This window comes from Arthrobacter sp. MYb23 (assembly GCF_002979775.1).
In the GTDB taxonomy this organism is placed as follows: domain Bacteria; phylum Actinomycetota; class Actinomycetes; order Actinomycetales; family Micrococcaceae; genus Arthrobacter.
On sequence record NZ_PCPR01000014.1, the window covers coordinates 18,922 to 37,417 of the forward strand.

An 18,496-nucleotide genomic window follows, 5' to 3' on the forward strand; every position below is an offset into this window, starting at 1 on the left:
GAGGCATGGGCAGCGGTAATCTTTGAGCCATGTCCTCGAATCCCCTTCGCCATGCACTTTCCCGCATGGGCGGCCGCGATCCCCACGAAAAGCACCGGACAGCAACTCCGCTTGAGCTGTTCTTCGACCTGACCTTTGTTATTGCCTTCGGTGTTGCCGGCAGCCAGTTCGCCCATGCCGTGGCGGAGGCGCATTTTTGGCCGGGTCTCCTAGCCTTCTCCTTCGCCATGTTCGCCGTCATCTGGGCGTGGATCAACTTCACGTGGTTCGCGAGCGCCTACGACACTGATGACTGGGTCTTCCGGGTAGTCACCATGATCCAGATGGTGGGTGTGCTGATCCTGGCTATGGGCATCGAGCCGATGTTTCACTCGATCATCGAAGGCAAGCACGTGGACAACGTCACCATGGTCCTTGGCTACATCGTCATGCGGTTGGCCCTGATCTTCCAGTGGCTGCGGGCGGCCCGCCAGGATCCCGAACGACGCGAGACCTGTTTGCGTTACGCGAAGTACGTGGGGATCGTCCAAATTGGATGGGTTGCTGTGCTGGTGGTGGATGCGAACGTCCTCACCACCTTCCTTATCGCTGCGCCACTGTTCATCATGGAGATGGCGGCACCGTACTTCGCCGAACGGAAGATCCGGACGCCCTGGCATGCGCATCACATCGCTGAAAGATACGGCCTGCTGGCCATCATTGCCCTGGGTGAATGCCTGATCGGTGCCATCGAAACCCTGCGGGCGATCGTGGCTACCCACAGTTGGTCAGTGGATGCCGCGCTGGTTGGTTTGAGCGGTACCGGACTGGCCTTCGCCATGTGGTGGATCTATTTCATCCTGCCCTCCGGCCCTGCGCTCCACGTCCAGCGGCACCGTTCATGGGTGTTCGGGTACGGGCACATGCCCATCTTTGCGGCCATTGCCGCCACAGGTGCAGGCCTGCACGTTGCTGCCTACTTCATCGATCACGAGGCACATATCCCGGCTGCTGCTGCCGTGGCGTCAATCGCCATCCCGGTCATCCTGTTCAAGGCCTCGCTCACCACCCTTTACGGGCTCATGCTGGGTCCGGACCGCGAGCTTCTGTTGAGCTCCACTCTGGTGGTGCTCGGCTTAGCCGCAAGCATCGCCATGGCCGCAGCGGGTGTGTCCGTTCCGGTGTGCATGCTGGAAATGATGCTTGTCCTTGGCCTGTCCATCGCATACGACGAACGACGAGGCCACAAAGGCCGGGCAGCGGCACTCCGTCGGCTGGAAACCGCCGCGGGCTAGGCATTCCCGTGTGTTGCGGGGCCCGCTCTGCGCCCCACATCCCCCCCCTCCAGACACGCAGAGCAGGCCTCACAACGGGTGGCCAGGGGCTACTCGGGAACGATCTCGTCCAACTCCCGGATCAGGTAGGGGTTGATCCGCTCCAGGATCATCCGGACCTCTTCGCGCGGCACTGCCGTGTACAGCACAGGACGGGCATCGGCGTAGCGGGTTACCGGAGGCTTGTCCGGCCACTTTTCCGCAAGCGCTTTGACTCTTTCCGGCAGGGAGTTGTGGGCGTTGTCCGCGATTTTCACCAACGTTGCGTCGTGGTCCTCCGCAACGAAGCGGATACCGGCGTCGTAATCATCCGGGTCATCATGGAAACGACGGGTAACGCGCTCAATGATGTCTACCGCACGCTCCGAGACTCCCATTTCCAGCAGGGCTTGCCGGGTGATGGGCGTATCTTCGGCGATGTCGTGAAGGTAGCCAGCGATCTGGATGTCTTCATCAAAGTCGGCGAGCGCATCGCCCACGGCCAGAACGTGCTCCCGGTACGGCCGTTTGAGCTTGTCCTTCTGCCGGTTGTGAGCCACCTCGGCCAAAACCTGGGCTGTTTCTACGGTAAAGCGTGGTTCGGTCATGCTGGCCTCCGGCTTGAAGAGGGACCGGCGGGGATCGGTCCTCCCCTTCAGGCTATCCGCTGTTCCGGACCCTGAAACACCGGACTCCTTTCCCAGCCAATCCTGCCCGTCCTACCCGGACTTCCCGTCAAGCCTGCTCTACCAGTCCTGAACTGCGCGCGCAGCGATGGCAACGGTGACGGCCCTGGGCAAGCGCTGCGCGAAGCCTGCAGCGACGCGGTTGACCCAACCGGAGACCACACTGCCCGGAGTGTCCTTGCGATCCAGAGCCTTCAGCGCGGTTCCCACAACCTGCGCGGAGGTCTGCATCTTGCCAACGGCTGCGGACTCGCCGCCAAGGACCTCGAAGAACTCGGTGCGGGTCGCACCGGGGCAAAGGGCCAGGACGTTGAGCCCGGAGTTTTTGGTTTCGTGTGCCACGGCTTCGGTGAAGCTCAGGACGAAGGCCTTGGTGGCGCCGTAAACGGCCATGCCGGGAATGGGCTGGAAAGCGGCAGTGCTGGCGACATTCAGCAGCGCGCCTTTTCCGGAGGCGAGCAAACCGGGCAGGAAGGCACGGGTGATATCCACGAGGGCGGCCACATTCAAGGAAATCTCAGAGGCAATGGTGTCCTGGTCTTCGTCCACCAACGGACCGTGGGTAGCGAATCCTGCGTTGTTGATCAGGGTGTCCACGGTGATTCCCCGGCCGGACAGTTCGCTGAAGAGTTCGCGTCCAACTCCTGCACGGCCCAGGTCCATGGGCAGCACGGTAACGGTGACACCGTGCTGGGAGCGCAAGTCGTGAGCCAACTCCTCGAGACGGTCTGCACGCCTGGCCACAAGGACAAGGTTGGAGCCCCGGGCAGCAAATTTTGCGGCGAACTCGGCACCGAGGCCGGAGCTGGCACCGGTGATGAGTGCAGTGGTACCTGCGTAGGTCATGGTCATTGGTGGATCCCATCGGTTGAGGCGTATCTAATGTTGTCGCTGTCTACATGGTAGGCAGTGACTACTTTGTTGTCAATGACTACATTGGCATAGACTTGAGCCATGACTGACCAGCCCTACCACCACGGCAAACTTCGGGAAGCCCTCCTGGAACGCGCCGTGGAAACCATCGAAGAGGCCGGCGTGGAGGGACTATCCCTGCGGCAGCTGGCCCGCGACGTGAACGTCAGCCATGGCGCCCCGGCCAAGCACTTCCGCGACAAGCAGGCCCTGATCGACGCCGTGGCACTGGCCGGCTTTGAATCAATGAACCGGCTCATCCAAGGTGCCGCCCAGTCCGGCGAAGACCTTCGCGGCCGCTTCGTCAGTGTTGGGAAAGCGTACGTCGACTTCGCAGTTGAGCATCCCGCCCTGCTGACGGTGATGTACTCCACCAAGCACCACCCTGATTCCAGTGATGAGCTGCGAAACACCGGAGTGCAAGGGATACACCTTGCCCAAGCCATGATCGCCGAAGCGCAGGAGGCCGGCGTCCTGGCTGCCGGCAACCCCGAAACCTTGGCCATGGTGTGCTTCGTCAGCCTTCATGGCACAGCCCTTCTCGCGGCTGGCGGGCAGTTGGACGGAAATTCAGTGGAAGACGTCATCACCGCTACCACCGACACCTTATGGGCGGGAATGGCCGCCGGAGTCCCGGCCGCACAACTTCCCCCAACAGTTCAGCTCCACTAAGCGGTTCAGCAACCCTACGCAGTTCAGCAACCCTACGCAGTTCAGCAACCCTACGCAGTTCAGCAACACTATGCCGCGAAGCCAGCAATCACTTCCCTGACGGCCGAACTCAGCCGGAAGTTGCGGCACCCCACTCCCCCGGGCTCCGCCGTCTGAGGCACGTACCCAAAGCCGAGTTCATACACGGGGTCCGCGAAGCCCAAAGATGCGCTGGCGCCGTCGTGCCCGAACGCGCGGTAACTGCCGAATGGCATCCGCGTGTGGGACTTCATGAAAACGGTGCCGAAGCAGCCCGTCTCGCCAAACACGCGGTCGATCCCGAAGACCTGCTCAGCGGAAACGCTCCGGATGGTCTCCTCCGTCAGAAGGGGAGGGATCGCGGGTTCACCTTCCAACCCGGTCAGCGCCGCCGCATAGATCCTCGCCATGCCATCCGCGCTGGCCACGCCCGCCGCCGAGCTCAGCCCAGCGGCCCGGACTTCCCGGATGTTGGGAAGATCAAGGACATCGCCGACGGCCGCGTTGGCAGCCAGGCCGACGTGGCTGGCCGGGTCCACCCATGGCCATGAGGGATCGGCCGCCCAGCGGAAGGGCTCAAAGCGGCCCTCTTCGGAATCGGGCAGTCCCAGGTAGAAGTGAGCACCGGTCACCGCGCGGATCCGCTGCTCAAAAATCTCCTGCAGCGTGGAACCAGTGATGCGGCGGCACAGCTCTTCCATGAAGATGCCGATAGTCAGCGCGTGATATCCGAAGGCCACTCCGGGCTTCCACAGCGGCGGAAGTTGCGCGAGCTTGGCGGCTGCGAGCTCGGAGTTGTTGACTTCGTGAAGGGTCAGTCCGCCTTCCACTCCAAGGAGCCCGGCCTGGTGCGAAAGGAGCTGGGCAACCGTGACGGAAGACTTGCCCTCAGCGCCGAATTCGGGCCAGTACTTGACCACTTCCGCGTCAAGATCCAACTGGCCGTCCTGGACGAGCAACGCCATGACCAGGCCTGCCATGCCTTTGGAACACGAGAAGACTCCTGTGACGGAATCGGGGCGGATGTGCGGACCGCCGCTGAGGTCCAGCACTTTAACGCCGCGGTGGTATGCCGCAACTTGCGCGGAGTAGTCAGGATCCTGCTCGAGAAAACGGCCGAAGAGCTCGGCGACGGGTTCGAAACCTGGGGCGATCAGCTGTGACTGCATCCAGACAGCCTACGCGGCGGTTGGTTCAAGCCCGGGGAGTTTTCCACACCCAGGGCTCCTTCGGCACGTTCTTCGGCGTGAAGTGGGGCAGGGCATCCTGCACACTTCCGTCGGGCAGGTCGAGGGACTCAAGGATCAGGTCACGTACGCGTTCGGCGGGAATTCCGACGGCGGCGAGGTCGCCCAGCGTGACGGCACCGTCGCGCTTCGCCAGCCTGACGCCGTCGTGGTTCACCACCAGCGGAACGTGCGCGTATTCAGGTATCTGCAGCCCCAGCAACGTCGCCAAATATGCCTGCCTCGGGGTGGACGGGAGGAGGTCATCGCCCCGCACCACCTGGTCAATTCCCTGGGCGGCGTCGTCAACAACCACAGCGAGGTTATAGGCCGTGACACCATCGTTTCGGCGAAGCACAAAGTCATCCACCACACCCACATACTGGCCATGTAACTGGTCCTCAACACCCCACTCCGAAACCTCGGAGCGAAGGCGGATGGAAGCGGGACGCGTCGCACGCCGGATCTCGCGTTCGGCGTGCGAAAGCCGCCGGCATGTCCCCGGATAGGCGCCCTGCGGCGCATGCGGAGCGGACGGCGCTTCCTGGATCTCGCGCCGCGTACAGAAGCACTCATAGGTGCGCCCTTCGGCGCTCAGACGCTTAATAGCTGCGGCGTACAGCTCCGCGCGCTCGGTCTGGCGTACGACGGCGTCCTCCCAGCTGACGCCGACGGCTTGCAGATCGCGGAGCTGCCCCGCCTCGGCACCGGACCGGGCGCGGTCCAGGTCCTCGACGCGCAGCAGGAATTTCCGGCCGCTGGACTTCGCGAAGAGCCAGGCGAGAATTGCGGTGCGAAGGTTGCCGACGTGCAATTCGCCGGAGGGGCTCGGGGCGAAGCGGCCAGCAGAAGTCATGATCCAAGCCTATGCGGCGGACAGGAGGGGCCGGGGCAGAACGGCCGGCAACGCCCGCCAGGCAACCGTGCCAGCAGAAATCGCCGGCAAAAGTCGCCAGCAACCACAAGAGCCCCTCAGCTACCGCAACGATCCGGTAGCTCAGGGGCTCTTGCTGTGACGCCCGGGTGAACGGGCGGGTGCAGAATGACAATGCTGTGAACAAGAGTCAATCAGCGGCTGCTTCCTTGCGGGAAACCTGTGCAGGGCTCCGGGTGGTGTGCCGGGGTCCTGGTGCCTGCGGGTTCCGGCGGTAGCCTTGGCCTGCTTCGTTGTCACCATTTGAGCAGGAGACATACAGTTGGTGCAACGGACATCATAATGATTGGTCGATCTGACTAGTCTGACGCGAAAACTTAGTCAGGAAGTGGTCACTTTGCAGGAACTCGACGCCACGGACCGCCGGATCCTCGCCGCTTTGGACGAGGATCCCCGGGTGCCCATCATGGTGCTTGCCCAGAAGCTGCACCTTGCTCGGGGAACAGTTCAGTCGCGCCTGGAACGAATGACGGCGTCCGGAGCCCTCCGGCCCAACAGCAGCCGCGTCCTGCCATCGGCTTTGGGGCGTGGCGTGGCTGCCGCCGTCAGCGCTGAATTGGACCAAAGCCACCTGAACGAGGCCATCGCCGCCTTGCGGGAGATCCCCGAAGTCCTTGAATGCCACGCCCCCGCCGGTGATACCGACCTCATTATTAGAGTGGTGGCCAAGAGTCCGGACGATCTCTACCGGGTATCGGAAGAGATTCGCCTATGCCCCGGGATCGTGCGCACGTCCACCAGCATGTTCCTCCGGGAAGTCATCCCGTACCGAACCACCGGCCTACTGGCCGAATAAAGAAGGCCTAGACCGGCGGTCCGATGTTGGTTTTCAGGTTCTTCATCACCAGCGTTGAGGTGAGCCGTTCCACCGCGGGGAGCGCCGCCAGTTCGTCGTCGTAGAACCGTTGATACGCGGGCAGGTCCGCGGCAATGACCTTAAGCAGGTAATCCGGGGACCCAAAAAGCCGCTGCGCCTCCACGATGTTGGGGCTTGCTGTGACACGCTCCTCAAACTCCGCCATGATGGTGCGTTCCACCTGCTTGAGGGTGACAAAAACAATCGCTTCGAAACCCAGCCCCACAGCCGCAGGATCGATGTCTGCACGGTAGCCGCGGATCACCCCCGAGGACTCCAGATCGCGGAGACGCCGATGGCATGGAGCCACCGTCAAGCCCACCTTCGAGGCAAGAGCCGTGGCAGTCATCCGGCCGTCTTCTCTGAGGTGGCGCAAAATACTTCTATCAATTCCGTCGATCACGCAATAATCTTACCCAGAAGACCGGATAGCGGGCTAAAAATGGGAACACTTATGGGCTGATTTTCCCTAGAGTTTTCCTACCACCTAGCCCTGGAGAGAAAACGTGAACCCGCAGCTGTTCCTGGCCTTCATGATTGTTGCCGTCAGCTTGGCGTGCACGCCCGGCGTCGACTGGGCCTACTCGATTTCGGCCGGGCTCAAGCAACGCAGCTTCGTCCCCGCCGTCGCCGGGCTGTGCAGCGGATATGTGATCCATACCTTGCTGATGGCGGCTGGGTTGGCGGCCCTGCTTGCTGGAGTTCCGGGACTATTGGGGTGGCTGACCATCGCGGGAGCCGCCTACCTGCTGTGGCTCGGCGTGGCTACCATCCGCTCCTGGCGAGGCGCGAGCTTCAGTGCGGAAGGCGGCGTCGTGCAGTCCGATAACCAGCTCCGCACGTTCCTTCAGGGCATGGGCACCAGCGGTATCAATCCCAAGGGCCTGCTTTTCTTCGTGGCGCTGGTGCCACAGTTCGTGAGCCCCGAGGCAGCACTGCCCGTTCCGGTCCAGTCGGGCCTATTGGGCCTGACTTTCGTTGTCCTTGCCGGGGTGGTCTACACGGCCGTCGCATTGACGTCCAGGAAGCTGCTGGCTTCCCGGCCCGGCGCCGCCCGCGTGGTGACCCTGGTCAGCGGGATCATCATGATCGGGTTGGGGACAGTGCTGCTGTCGGAGCAACTCCTACCGCTTCTACAGCCGGCGGGAGCTTAGGCGGCAAGCAGTTCATCCAACCGCTCGTATCCTTCGATCACGCCGTAGTCCATCCCCGTGGCCAAAGCCATGTCCCGAGCTTCAACGGAGGGGTAGACCTCGTGGGCTGACATCCGCGTCCTGCCATCGATTTCCTCGAAGGTGGTGGTGCTGATGACCACCTGGTTGGGTGCGCCCTCGAACTCGATGGTCTGAATGATCAGGGCGTCGGATTCAACGGTGTGGAAAACGCCGCGGAAGCCGTACATCCCGCTGTCGTCACCGCTTTCGTAGCGCCAACTGCCGCCTGTGGAGGCGTTGTACTCGGTAATTTTGGTCGTCGTGCTGCGCGGGCCCAGCCACTTGGCCAGGAGGTCCGGGTCAACATGGGCTTTGAAAACTGCACTGACGGGAGCGTCGAACTCGCGGACCGTGTCAACGAACGGCACGCCACTATCAGCGGTGATGGTTGTTGGATTGCTCATTTCGATTCCTCTTTCCTTGTTTGTTCCTCGTGCGGGATGCCTGCACCCAGCAGCTCGTCCAGCTGCCGGAAACGGGACTCGGCAATCAGCCGGTACTGGTCAATCCAGGCGGTCAACCGTTCCAAAGCGGCTGCGTCCAAATGAACAGGCCGGCGCTGGGCGTCACGCGAGCGGGTTACCAATCCTGCGTGTTCCAGGACCTGTATGTGCTTGGAAACCGCCTGCTTGGTGATGGCGAATGGCTCAGCGAGCTCATTGACCGTGGCGTCTCCCCGGGACAGCCGGGCCACCATGGCCCGCCGTACCGGATCCGCCAAAGCCATGAAGGCTCTATCCAGGGTGTCCGGGCCCTGAGCATCTGGTTCCATTCCCGCGTGCGCCTTTCGTAGCAAACAATCTGTAATCAACTAAATAATTGATCAACTGATTTGTTGATTAAGAGACTACGCCTCTCCCACGGAAGACACAATGGCTTTTCTACTCGCCGCCCAAATGCCGGAAGTCGTTCTCCCAAAGACGCCGCATCTCAGCGTCCTTGCGGATAACTTCCAAGGTCTCCAGCTCAGCAGGCGGGGCCGGCCGCTTGGACCGCGGAGTCAGCGTACGGCGACCCTGGTCAAGGGCGAGCAACGCCCGGTCAGTCAACGCGTCATTCTTCAACGCCAGATTGGTCTTCCGGCGCCGGATCACTTCTTTCAAGGCCAGCTGGGCCGAGTCGAAGTCACCCCTCGCCCGCTGTGAACGCGCACGTATTAACAGGAGCGCCGCCGAGAGATCGTCCGTGTTCAGCAAACCCTCCGTCCACAGCACCACGTCACGGTGACGCTCCACGGCGAACGCTGCCGTGCAGCGCGCCAACGCAGAAGGCAACGACGGCGGCAACGTCACCACGGCTTCCAACGCCGCCTCGGTCATGCCCATTTCGCGGAGACAGTGGGACAACGCCAGGAACACCGACTCCTCACTGAACAAAACCGGAACCTCGATGCGCTCGGCCACCTCAACCCGGGTGACAACCTGCCCAAGATACATCGCCGAGAACTGGCTGGCGTCGTCGTCGATCCTTGTTGTTAAACCGCGCTGCAGCAGCTCGGACGCACGCAGGAAACTACCGTGTTTATACGCGAGCAGGCCCGCCATGACGTGACACAGCCCTGCCCATCCGGGATTCATGCGACCGAAAGCCAGCAGGGGATCGGGTTCGGTGGACGCAAACACGGCCTCGTGCATGGACTTCACCGTCTTGGAGGAGAGCATCTTCAGTCGCGGCACATTTCCGGTAACGGACAAACGCGCGTGGTCACGACCGCCGAGCACGCCGGAAAGCACGTCATTCATGCCGTCAGCCAGTCCGCGCACAGGCGTACGAACATAGCCCTCGCGGAAAGGCGTCAAATCCCGGGTGTCATGGAAGATCGTGTGAACACGTCCGTTGGGAGCCTGGCTCATAATTCCATGCTAACCGCCGCTGAACTGGGCACATCCCCTGCTATCGGAGGCATTTCAGGAGTATTATGGCGGCGTCGGCAAGGTTTTGCCACACCCTTGCCGCAGGTCGGCTCTCCATGAGAAGAGCCGGGTAACAGCGTGAAAGGGAGGACTTGATGACCACCGCTTCGCACCCCGCCGAACACCACCACATGATGGGGTTGACACTTCACAACACCGCCATGGGCGTTGGCATTGTATTTCTGCTGGTAGGCGTCCTGGGCTTCATCCCGGGAATCACCACCAATTTCGGCGCCATGACCTTTGCGGGACATGAATCCGGCGCCATGCTGCTTGGAGTCTTCCAAGTGTCCGTACTCCACAACATCGTTCATCTGCTGTTTGGCGTGGCCGGCTTGGCCATGGCAAGGAACGCACGCATGGCCCGCCTGTTCCTCCTGGGCGGCGGCGCCGTATACATCGTTCTTTGGATCTACGGCCTGGTCATCAACCAGGAAACGGGCGCCAACTTCATCCCGTTCAACACGGCTGACAACTGGCTGCACCTCATCCTCGGCGTCGCCATGATCGGCCTGGGAGCCTGGTTGGGCAGGGATGCCATGGACGAAACAACGACGGCTCGAAGGAAGATGTAACACCCTTCCGCTCGTCTTGTGAAACAACGACGGCGACCGCCTCCTTGCGGGGACGGCCGCCGTTTTTCACGCCCCGCCCCTCCGCTCGACGGCGGTTTTTCCGGCTTAGCGCGGAGAGCGGCCACCCAGCCGCGTGGTGACCTTGGCAGCGGCTGCGGCGCAGGCTTCACCGAGGCTGTTCAGAGTGTCCTGCGAAACACGGAATTTAGGCGCCGGAATAAGGACGGACGCGACGATGTCGCCGCGATGATCGTAAACGGGCGAGGCCACCCCAACTTCCTCAATGGACGTCTCCCCGAAGTTCACAGCCCAGCCGCGCTTCGTGGACTCTCCCACCCGGGCCAGATACGCCTCAACAGCGTCCTCGTCCAGACCAGGAAGGATGATGGAACCGCTGCGCAACAACTGGCGTACACGGTCCTCGTTCTCCGAGCCAAGGAACACCTGCACCGACGAGCTCAGGGCTTCGTTGTACCGGGCACCCAGTGGAGCGAGGTGCTTGACCTGATGCCGGCTGGGGATCTGTTCCACACACATGGACTCGTTGCCGTTCCACACCATGAGCGCGCTCGTCTCCCCCGTCCGCTCAGTTAGTTCGCGCAGCACCGGGTAGGCAACGCGCCGCTCTTCGAGTTCCGCCAGGAGAGGGCCAGCCATGGCGATCATCCCCAGACCCAAGCGGAACCTGCGCGAATCGACGTCGCGCTCTACAAGGTTTTCCTGTTCCAGCGTCGCCAGAATGCGGCTGACGCTGCTCTTGTGCAAGCCGATCCGCCCCGCGATTTCGGTGACTCCCAGAAGCGGTTCATCGGCAGTGAAGCTTCTCAACACGGCAATCGCGTTGACGATCACCGAGGTGCTTTTGCTGTCGCCGTTGCCGTTGCCGTTGCCGTTGCCGGTATCAGGAGCTTCTCTGGATTCAGTGGGAGTCATGGTTTCACTATATTTCGCTGGGGCACGGGACTTCGCTGGGGAAGGGGCGTATGGCCGGTGGACCCCACGCTGTGTCCACCGGCCGGATCACTAGGCTCCGATGATGTTGTACTCGGGACCGAACGGGAACTTGGTGACGTTCTCAGCTCCGTCTTCGCCCACCACCAGGATGTCGTGCTCGCGGTAACCGCCGGCACCCGGCTGGCCGTCCAGCACCGTGATCATCGGTTCCATGGACACCACCATGCCCGGCTCCAGAACGGTGTCGATGTCTTCACGCAGTTCCAGGCCGGCTTCGCGTCCGTAGTAATGGCTCAGCACACCGAATGAGTGGCCGTATCCGAACGTGCGGTTAGCCAGCAAGCCGTGGCTGACGTAGATCTCATTGAGCTCCGCGGCGATGTCCTTGCAGACAGCGCCGGGTTTGATGAGTTCAAGGCCGCGCTTGTGGACCTCCACATTGATGTTCCACAGTTCCAGGGATCGGGCATCCGGTTCGCCGTAGAACAGGGTCCGCTCCAGCGCCGTGTAGTAGCCGCTGGTCATGGGGAAACAGTTCAGGGACAGGATGTCGTGTTCCTGGATCTTCCGGGTGGTGGCCCAGTTGTGGGCGCCGTCGGTGTTGATGCCCGACTGGAACCAGACCCAGGTGTCGCGGATTTCCGAGTCCGGGAACGTGCGGGCGATCTCGTGAACCATGGCTTCGGTGCCGATCAACGCAACCTCGTACTCGGTGATGCCTGCCGTGATCGCGTTGCGGATGGCCTCACCGCCCAGGTCGCCAATCCGGGCCCCGTGCTTGATGACTGCGATCTCCTCGTCCGACTTGATCATGCGCTGACGCATCGCCGCCTGCGCGACGTCAACCAGCGCTGCTCCGGAGAAGGCTGCCTGGATCTTGTTGCGGTTGTCCAGCGGCAGCGAGTCATCTTCGACGCCGATGCGGCGCGGGTTGATGCCGCGGGTCCGCAGGACTTCCTGAATGGCGTGGATGTAGTTGTCCCGGCGCCAGTCCGTGTACACCAGGTTGTCGCCATAACTGCGGCGCCAAGGCATACCGGCGTCGATATTCGCCGTAATGGTGACCGTGTCATCCTTGGTGACCACCATGCCGTACGAGCGGCCGAAGTAGGTGAAGAGGAAATCGGAGTAGTACTTGATGGAGTGGTAGCTGGTGAGGACCACGGCGTCGAGGTCCTTCTCGGCCATGATCCGGCGGAGGCCGGCGAGACGGCGCTCGAACTCCGCGTCGGAGAACGTCAGCGAAACCTTGTCGCCGTTGTTGAGGACCTTGGTGCGCTCGAGCTTGGCCACATCGTTGATGGCCTCGTTCTGAGTGATGGTCATGGTGGTTCCTTTCAATGGGTGGTTGTACTAGTCCTGCAGCAGAGGCTTCTTGGAAGACTCCGTGGCGAACAGGACTGCGATGAGGGAAACTATGGCGGCGGCCACGAGGTACCAACCGGGGGCCAGCTTGCTGGCGGTCATGCCGATCAGCAGGGTGGCCATGAACGGCGCGGTGCCGCCGAACAAGGCGTTGGAGAGGTTGAAGCTGACGGCGAAGCCCGTGTACCGGACCTTCGTGGGGAAAAGTTCGGCCAGGAAACTGGGCAGGGTGCCGTCGTTGAGGGTGAGCATGCCGCCCAGAAGGATCTGAACCAGGACGATCACCAGGAAGTTACGGGTGTCCAGAAGCATGAACGCCGGCACCGTCAGCAGTATGAAGAGGACCGACGCGGTGATCAGCATGCGTTTGCGACCAAACTTGTCCGAGGCAATGCCAGTGAGGAAGATGAAGCCGATGTAGCTTGCCAGGGCAATGGTGGTGGCCAGGAACGATTCCGTGGCACCGAAGCCCAACTCCTCCGACAAGTACGTGGGCATGTAGCTGAGGATCACGTAGAAGCCCACCGCATTGAGCAGCACCGCGCCCGTGGCGATGATGAGCTGCTTCCGGTACGTCCTGAACATGGCCAGTGCGGGAGCTTTGACGCCGTCGTCCTTCTCGGCCAGTTCACGGAACGCCGGAGTGTCCTCCAGTTTGGTCCGGATATACCGGCCAATCAGGCCCATGGGCGCGGCGAGCAGGAAGGGCAGCCGCCAACCCCACTCATTGAGCTGCTCCGCGCTAAGTACTGACGTCAGCAGGGCGGCCAGGAGGGATCCCAGCAGCAGTCCCGCCGCAGTACTGGCAGGCACGACGGCGGCATACAGTCCCCGGCGGTTCGCCGGCGCATATTCCACCAGGAAGGCGGACGCCCCTGCGTACTCGCCGGCTGCGGAGAATCCTTGGACCACTCTTACGAGGAGGAGCAGAATCGGCGCCATCACGCCGATGGTGGCGTAGCCCGGTATCAGTGCGATACAGAACGTGGCCACTGACATCAACACGATCGAGAGGGAGAGCGCCTGCTTTCGTCCGAGGCGATCGCCGATATGGCCCCAGATGAAACCGCCAAGCGGCCTCACGAAGAAGCTGATGGCGAAGACACCGAAGGTTGCCAGGAGGGCTGTCTGCCGGTCTGACTCCGGAAAGAAAACTGTTGAGATGATGCCGGCCAGATAGCCGTAAACGGCGTAATCGAACCACTCAACAAAGTTGCCGATGAAGCTGGCAGTGACCACTCGCCGTCGAGTGGCTTTGCTGACTGTGTGGTTGGGGCTGACTGTGTGGTTGGGGTTGGGGGTGTGGCTGGAGCCGGAAGCAGGTGCAGTGCCTTGCTCGGCTGCCACAGAGGATTCATTGCTCATGTGTCCACCAAAATCATTGGGGTTGCATTCAACGCAACGCTGTTGCACCAGAGTATGTGTGAGCGGTGCCACAGTCAAGAACTATTTATAAACTCATTCGCGGCCGCCAATACTGAAGCGGACACACAAGCGAAGCATCCCATCGTTGCGCTCATCGTGCTGCCGTTGCATTCAATGCATCAACGCCCCACTCGACGCTCTCTCACATCCCAAGCCCTTCAACCAATCGCTCTCTCACTTGCTTGAAGAGAGTTCGCCGACGTGCGGCATCGCCAGCATCGACGCCACGGCCCAAGTGCGCACACGGGCTATTGAGGCAGCACTCAAGAACACCAAAAAGGAGGAGGGTTGGGCTCAAACCCGGGGGACGTGAGAGAGGGGCCTGCCCAAGCACGCGGGACGTGAGAGAGCGACCCGCTCAAACACGCGGGACATGAGAGAGCATCGGGAGGGGGCCGGGGCTGTCCGGCAGCGCGCGTCTAAGCGAGGAACGAGCGAGCGCGCAGAGGATGGCCCCGCCACCGGAAGGCGGCACGGCTCAAGCACGCGGGACGTGAGAGAGCGACCCGCTCAAGCACGCGGGACGTGAGAGAGCGACCCGCTCAAGCACGAGTGATGTGAGAGAGGGTCAGAGGACCTTGCGGATGGTCTCTTCGAAGCTGACTACGTGGTGCAGTGCGAGCTCGGCAGCGCGCTCTTCGTCGCCGTCGGCAATGGCCGTCAGGAGGTCGGCGTGCTCGGAGATGTGGCCAGAGACGGAGGGCATCTTCTCGAGCATGTGGCACCAGATGCGGGTGGCGAGGTTGTCGTAGCGGATGAGGACGTCCTCAAGATGCGCGTTGGCGGAGGCTTTGTAGATGAGCCTGTGCACCTGGATGTCGTAGCGCATGAGTTCCTGGGAGGAATGGTCCTGGCCCTCAAGATCCCGGATGGCGGCGGCGACTGCGCGGAGCTCGGAACGCATGGTGGGGCTGGCCATGCGGGCAGCTTTCCTGGAGGCGAGCGGTTCCAAGAGCTCACGGATTTCGGAGACTTCGGCGAGCTGGGTGATGTCCACGCCTGTGGCAAAGGTGCCCCGCCGGGGGTACGACACCACGAGGTGGTCGCTCTCGAGGCGTTTGATGGCTTCGCGGACGGGCGTGCGCCCGATGCCCAGTTCGGCGGCGATTTGGCCATCATTGATGGGGTCGCCGGGTTTTACGTCCAGCATGATGAGCCGGTCGCGCATCAGCAGGTAGGCGTTCTCCGCGAGGGACGTGCCCTGCGGGGCTGACTCCAGTGCTTCCAGTGCTGCGCTCATTGCTCTCTCCCGTTGCCCGTACTTCAGTCTGCTGGATGGGTTACCGCAAACCTGTTGACGACCATGTGATCTTCAACATACTATGGCAATAGTTCTAATATATCAGTTGCCTAACAGTCGGCCGCTAGACACGCCTTTGAAGGAGAACACCATGGTTGAACCGCTGATCCGCCCGCTTGCACAGGCGGACCCGGAGGTCGATCAGGCGATCGCCCAGGAACTCATCCGCCAGCAGTCCACGCTGGAAATGATCGCCTCTGAGAACTTCGCACCCACGGCCGTCATGGAGGCCCAGGGATCGGTACTGACCAACAAGTACGCCGAGGGCTACCCGGGCAAGCGCTACTACGGCGGCTGCGAACACGTAGATGTGATCGAGCAGCTCGCCATCGACCGCCTGAAGGCCCTGTTTGGCGCAGAGTTCGCCAACGTACAGCCCCACTCCGGCGCCCAGGCCAACGCCTCGGCCATGCACGCACTCATCACTCCGGGCGACACCATCATGGGCTTGAACCTCGCCCACGGCGGGCACCTGACCCACGGCATGCGCATCAACTTCTCCGGCAAGCTGTACAAGGTTGTTCCCTACGGAGTCCGCGAGGACACCCACACCGTGGACATGGCCGAAGTTGAGCGCCTGGCTCTGGAGAGCAAGCCGCAGCTGATCGTCGCCGGTTGGTCGGCGTACTCCCGCCAGCTGGACTTCGCTGAATTCCGCCGCATCGCGGATCTGGTGGGCGCCTACCTCATGGTGGACATGGCCCACTTCGCGGGTCTCGTGGCTGCAGGTCTCCACCCCAGCCCCGTGCCCCACGCCCACATTGTCACCAGCACAACCCACAAAACCCTCGGCGGTCCCCGCGGCGGCGTGATCCTCACCAACGACGCAGACATTGCCAAGAAGGTGAACTCCGCTGTGTTCCCCGGCCAGCAGGGTGGTCCGTTGGAGCACGTCATCGCCGCCAAGGCCGTGGCCTTCAAGATGGCTGCCGAGCCCGAGTTCCAGGAACGCCAGGTCCGCGTCCTTGAAGGTTCCAAGATCCTGGCCCAGCGTCTCCTCCAGGAAGATGTGGCCGCAGCCGGCATCTCCGTTGTCAGCGGAGGAACTGATGTCCACCTGGTTCTTGCCGACCTCCGTCACTCGGTACTCAACGGCCAGCAGGCCGAAGACACCCTGCACCGCATCGGCATCACAGTCAACCGCAACGCCGTCCCCTTCGATCCCCGCCCGCCGATGGTTTCGTCGGGTCTGCGCATCGGCACCCCGGCCCTCGCCGCCCGCGGTTTCAAGGCTGAGGACTTCGCTGAAGTCTCGGACATCATTGCGACGGCGTTGATCGCCGCGGCGAACAGCGGCACCCAAGCCGAAGGCACAGAAGCCGGCACCGAAGGTGAAGTGACCCTGGACGAAACCACCGCCGTCGAACTCCGCAACCGCGTGACCGCGCTGGCGGACAAGTTTCCCCTCTATCCCCACCTGAACAACAACGGCAATGGCGCCGCAACCGAAGCAGAACTGATTGGAGCAGCCAAGTGAGTGCAGACCACCTCCCCGAACACCCGGACTTCCTCTGGCGTAACCCGGACCCGAAGAAGAGCTATGACGCCGTGATTGTGGGCGGCGGCGGGCATGGCCTGGCCACCGCGTACTTCCTGGCGAAGAACCACGGCATGACCAACATTGCCATCCTGGAAAAGGGCTGGCTGGCCGGTGGAAACATGGCCCGCAACACCACCATCATCCGTTCCAACTACCTCTGGGACGAGAGCGCTGCCATCTACGAGCACGCGCTCAAGCTCTGGGAAATCCTGCCCGAGGAACTTGAGTACGACTTCCTCTTCAGCCAGCGCGGCGTCATGAACCTCGCCCACACACTGGGCGATGTCCGCGAAAGTGTTCGCCGCGTGGGCGCCAACAGGCTCAACGGTGTGGACGCTGAATGGCTTGACCCGCAGCAGGTCAAGGAACTCTGCCCCATCCTGAACATCAGTGACAACATCCGCTACCCCGTCATGGGCGCCACGTACCAGCCGCGCGCAGGCATCGCCAAGCACGACCATGTGGCGTGGGCCTTCGCCCGCAAGTGCGATGAACTGGGTGTGGACATCATCCAGAACTGCGAAGTCACCGGCTTCATCAAGGACGGCAACCGGGTCACCGGCGTCCAGACCACCCGCGGCACCATCAACACCGAAAAAGTTGGTCTCTGCGCCGCCGGCCACAGCTCGGTCCTGGCAGAAATGGCCGGCTTCCGCCTGCCGATCCAGAGCCACCCGCTCCAGGCACTGGTGTCCGAACTGCACGAACCCGTCCACCCCACGGTGGTCATGTCCAACCACGTCCACGTGTACGTCTCCCAGGCCCACAAGGGCGAACTGGTGATGGGCGCCGGCGTGGACTCTTACAACGGCTATGGCCAGCGCGGATCGTTCCACGTGATCGAGGAGCAGATGGCAGCAGCCGTGGAGCTCTTCCCGATCTTTGCCCGGGCCCACGTGCTCCGGACCTGGGGCGGCATTGTGGACACCACGCTGGATGCCTCACCGATTGTTGGCCTCTCTCCGGTGGAGAACATGTTCGTCAACTGTGGTTGGGGAACCGGCGGCTTCAAGGGCACTCCGGCGGCAGGCCTGACCTTCGCGCACACCATCGCCACGGGCGCACCGCACCAGCTGAACAAGCCGTTTGCTCTGGAACGCTTCGAGACCGGCGCCTTGATCGACGAACACGGCGCCGCAGCCGTAGCCCACTAGCCAGGACAGGAAAAGACATGCTCCTCATTTCATGCCCCAACTGCGGGCCACGCGACGAAACCGAATTCCACTACGGCGGCCAAGCACACGTCGCCTACCCGGAGAGCCCCAACGACCTCTCGGACCGCGAATGGGCTGAATACCTGTTCTACCGCGAGAACACCAAGGGAACCTTCGCCGAACGTTGGGTCCACAGCACGGGCTGCCGTCAGTGGTTCAACATGCTCCGCGACACCGTGAGCTACGAGATCCACTCCATCTACGGGATGGGCCAGCCCCGCCCGGAACTCCAAGCAAGCGCTGCCAGCGCCGCCCCAGGTATCAGCCCGAAGAGCGAACCGGACCAGCCAGGCGAGTTCACCCAGGCCGGCGAGTTCGGTCAAGCCGGCGAACCAGGCCTCGCCCCCGGCGCCGCCTCACCCACGGCCACCACCCCCATCTCCTCGGAAGGAGTCTAGAA

The 18,496-nt window shown here is 62.4% G+C and carries 20 protein-coding genes; 8 read left to right on the forward strand and 12 right to left on the reverse strand.

Annotation, left to right across the window (positions count from 1 at the left end; genetic code table 11):
* The first annotated feature begins 29 nt into the window (after positions 1-29).
* Complete coding sequence (locus CQ020_RS14600; protein ID WP_105692513.1) at positions 30-1,274, forward strand: low temperature requirement protein A; 1,245 nt, start codon at positions 30-32, stop codon at positions 1,272-1,274.
* Positions 1,275-1,363: 89 nt separating this feature from the next.
* On the opposite strand, the gene CQ020_RS14605 is transcribed toward CQ020_RS14600, so the two are convergent.
* Positions 1,364-1,900 carry an HD domain-containing protein gene (locus CQ020_RS14605; protein WP_105692514.1) on the reverse strand — a complete coding sequence of 179 codons (537 nt, stop codon included), beginning with the start codon at positions 1,898-1,900 and terminating at the stop codon, positions 1,364-1,366.
* Positions 1,901-2,038: 138 nt separating this feature from the next.
* Positions 2,039-2,830 (reverse strand): SDR family oxidoreductase, encoded by a 792-nt coding sequence (locus tag CQ020_RS14610; protein ID WP_105568128.1) that lies wholly within the window; start codon positions 2,828-2,830, stop codon positions 2,039-2,041.
* Between the two features lie 102 nt (positions 2,831-2,932).
* Here CQ020_RS14610 and CQ020_RS14615 point away from each other — a divergent pair, with 102 nt between their 5' ends.
* Entirely contained in the window at positions 2,933-3,562 is a 630-nt protein-coding gene (locus CQ020_RS14615) for a TetR/AcrR family transcriptional regulator (RefSeq protein ID WP_105692515.1), read from the forward strand.
* A 68-nt stretch (positions 3,563-3,630) separates the two neighbouring features.
* Here the strand turns inward: CQ020_RS14615 and CQ020_RS14620 are convergent, their stop codons facing one another.
* Both CQ020_RS14620 and gluQRS read right to left on the reverse strand, forming a co-directional pair.
* On the reverse strand, positions 3,631-4,749 hold the full coding sequence (locus tag CQ020_RS14620; protein WP_105692516.1) for a serine hydrolase domain-containing protein: 1,119 nt from the start codon (positions 4,747-4,749) through the stop codon (positions 3,631-3,633).
* A 25-nt stretch (positions 4,750-4,774) separates the two neighbouring features.
* Entirely contained in the window at positions 4,775-5,662 is an 888-nt protein-coding gene (gene gluQRS / locus CQ020_RS14625; RefSeq protein ID WP_105692517.1) for a tRNA glutamyl-Q(34) synthetase GluQRS, read from the reverse strand.
* 415 nt (positions 5,663-6,077) lie between these two features.
* Between gluQRS and CQ020_RS14630 the strand changes: the two genes are divergently transcribed.
* Positions 6,078-6,536 carry an Lrp/AsnC family transcriptional regulator gene (locus tag CQ020_RS14630; protein WP_024818488.1) on the forward strand — a complete coding sequence of 153 codons (459 nt, stop codon included), beginning with the start codon at positions 6,078-6,080 and terminating at the stop codon, positions 6,534-6,536.
* A 7-nt stretch (positions 6,537-6,543) separates the two neighbouring features.
* Here the strand turns inward: CQ020_RS14630 and CQ020_RS14635 are convergent, their stop codons facing one another.
* Entirely contained in the window at positions 6,544-6,999 is a 456-nt protein-coding gene (locus tag CQ020_RS14635; protein WP_105692518.1) for an Lrp/AsnC family transcriptional regulator, read from the reverse strand.
* Positions 7,000-7,102: 103 nt separating this feature from the next.
* Between CQ020_RS14635 and CQ020_RS14640 the strand changes: the two genes are divergently transcribed.
* On the forward strand, positions 7,103-7,750 hold the full coding sequence (locus CQ020_RS14640) for a LysE family translocator (protein ID WP_105692519.1): 648 nt from the start codon (positions 7,103-7,105) through the stop codon (positions 7,748-7,750).
* Here CQ020_RS14640 and CQ020_RS14645 read toward each other — a convergent pair.
* From CQ020_RS14645 to CQ020_RS14655, 3 genes are all read right to left on the reverse strand, one after another.
* On the reverse strand, positions 7,747-8,214 hold the full coding sequence (locus CQ020_RS14645) for an SRPBCC family protein (protein WP_105692520.1): 468 nt from the start codon (positions 8,212-8,214) through the stop codon (positions 7,747-7,749). The genes CQ020_RS14640 and CQ020_RS14645 overlap by 4 nt on opposite strands.
* A complete protein-coding gene (locus CQ020_RS14650) occupies positions 8,211-8,582 on the reverse strand; it encodes a helix-turn-helix transcriptional regulator (protein WP_105692521.1) in 372 nt (123 codons plus the stop codon). The genes CQ020_RS14645 and CQ020_RS14650 overlap by 4 nt, the downstream gene beginning before the upstream one ends.
* 109 nt (positions 8,583-8,691) lie before the next feature.
* Positions 8,692-9,663 carry a hypothetical protein gene (locus CQ020_RS14655; RefSeq protein WP_105692522.1) on the reverse strand — a complete coding sequence of 324 codons (972 nt, stop codon included), beginning with the start codon at positions 9,661-9,663 and terminating at the stop codon, positions 8,692-8,694.
* Between the two features lie 155 nt (positions 9,664-9,818).
* Here CQ020_RS14655 and CQ020_RS14660 point away from each other — a divergent pair, with 155 nt between their 5' ends.
* Positions 9,819-10,298 (forward strand): DUF4383 domain-containing protein, encoded by a 480-nt coding sequence (locus CQ020_RS14660; RefSeq protein ID WP_024818494.1) that lies wholly within the window; start codon positions 9,819-9,821, stop codon positions 10,296-10,298.
* A gap of 105 nt (positions 10,299-10,403) precedes the next feature.
* Here CQ020_RS14660 and CQ020_RS14665 read toward each other — a convergent pair whose 3' ends face one another.
* The 4 genes from CQ020_RS14665 to CQ020_RS14680 all read right to left on the reverse strand — a co-directional run bounded on the left by CQ020_RS14665 (position 10,404) and on the right by CQ020_RS14680 (position 15,282).
* On the reverse strand, positions 10,404-11,231 hold the full coding sequence (locus tag CQ020_RS14665) for an IclR family transcriptional regulator (protein WP_105692523.1): 828 nt from the start codon (positions 11,229-11,231) through the stop codon (positions 10,404-10,406).
* A gap of 90 nt (positions 11,232-11,321) precedes the next feature.
* Positions 11,322-12,578 (reverse strand): aminopeptidase P family protein, encoded by a 1,257-nt coding sequence (locus CQ020_RS14670; protein WP_105692524.1) that lies wholly within the window; start codon positions 12,576-12,578, stop codon positions 11,322-11,324.
* A gap of 27 nt (positions 12,579-12,605) precedes the next feature.
* Entirely contained in the window at positions 12,606-13,982 is a 1,377-nt protein-coding gene (locus CQ020_RS14675; RefSeq protein WP_105692525.1) for an MFS transporter, read from the reverse strand.
* 628 nt (positions 13,983-14,610) lie between these two features.
* The gene (locus CQ020_RS14680; protein ID WP_105692526.1) at positions 14,611-15,282 is read right to left on the reverse strand and encodes a GntR family transcriptional regulator; all 672 of its coding nucleotides are present in this window, start codon (positions 15,280-15,282) and stop codon (positions 14,611-14,613) included.
* A gap of 151 nt (positions 15,283-15,433) precedes the next feature.
* Between CQ020_RS14680 and glyA the strand changes: the two genes are divergently transcribed.
* The 3 genes from glyA to CQ020_RS14695 are packed head-to-tail and all read left to right on the forward strand — an operon-like array spanning position 15,434 to position 18,494.
* Positions 15,434-16,819 carry a serine hydroxymethyltransferase gene (glyA, locus tag CQ020_RS14685; RefSeq protein ID WP_105692527.1) on the forward strand — a complete coding sequence of 462 codons (1,386 nt, stop codon included), beginning with the start codon at positions 15,434-15,436 and terminating at the stop codon, positions 16,817-16,819.
* Positions 16,816-18,036, forward strand: a complete 1,221-nt coding sequence (locus tag CQ020_RS14690) for a sarcosine oxidase subunit beta family protein (protein ID WP_024818500.1) — start codon at positions 16,816-16,818, stop codon at positions 18,034-18,036. Before glyA ends, CQ020_RS14690 begins: the two co-directional genes overlap by 4 nt.
* Positions 18,037-18,053: 17 nt before the next feature.
* Positions 18,054-18,494, forward strand: a complete 441-nt coding sequence (locus tag CQ020_RS14695) for a sarcosine oxidase subunit delta (protein WP_105692528.1) — start codon at positions 18,054-18,056, stop codon at positions 18,492-18,494.
* The last annotated feature ends 2 nt before the right edge of the window (positions 18,495-18,496 follow it).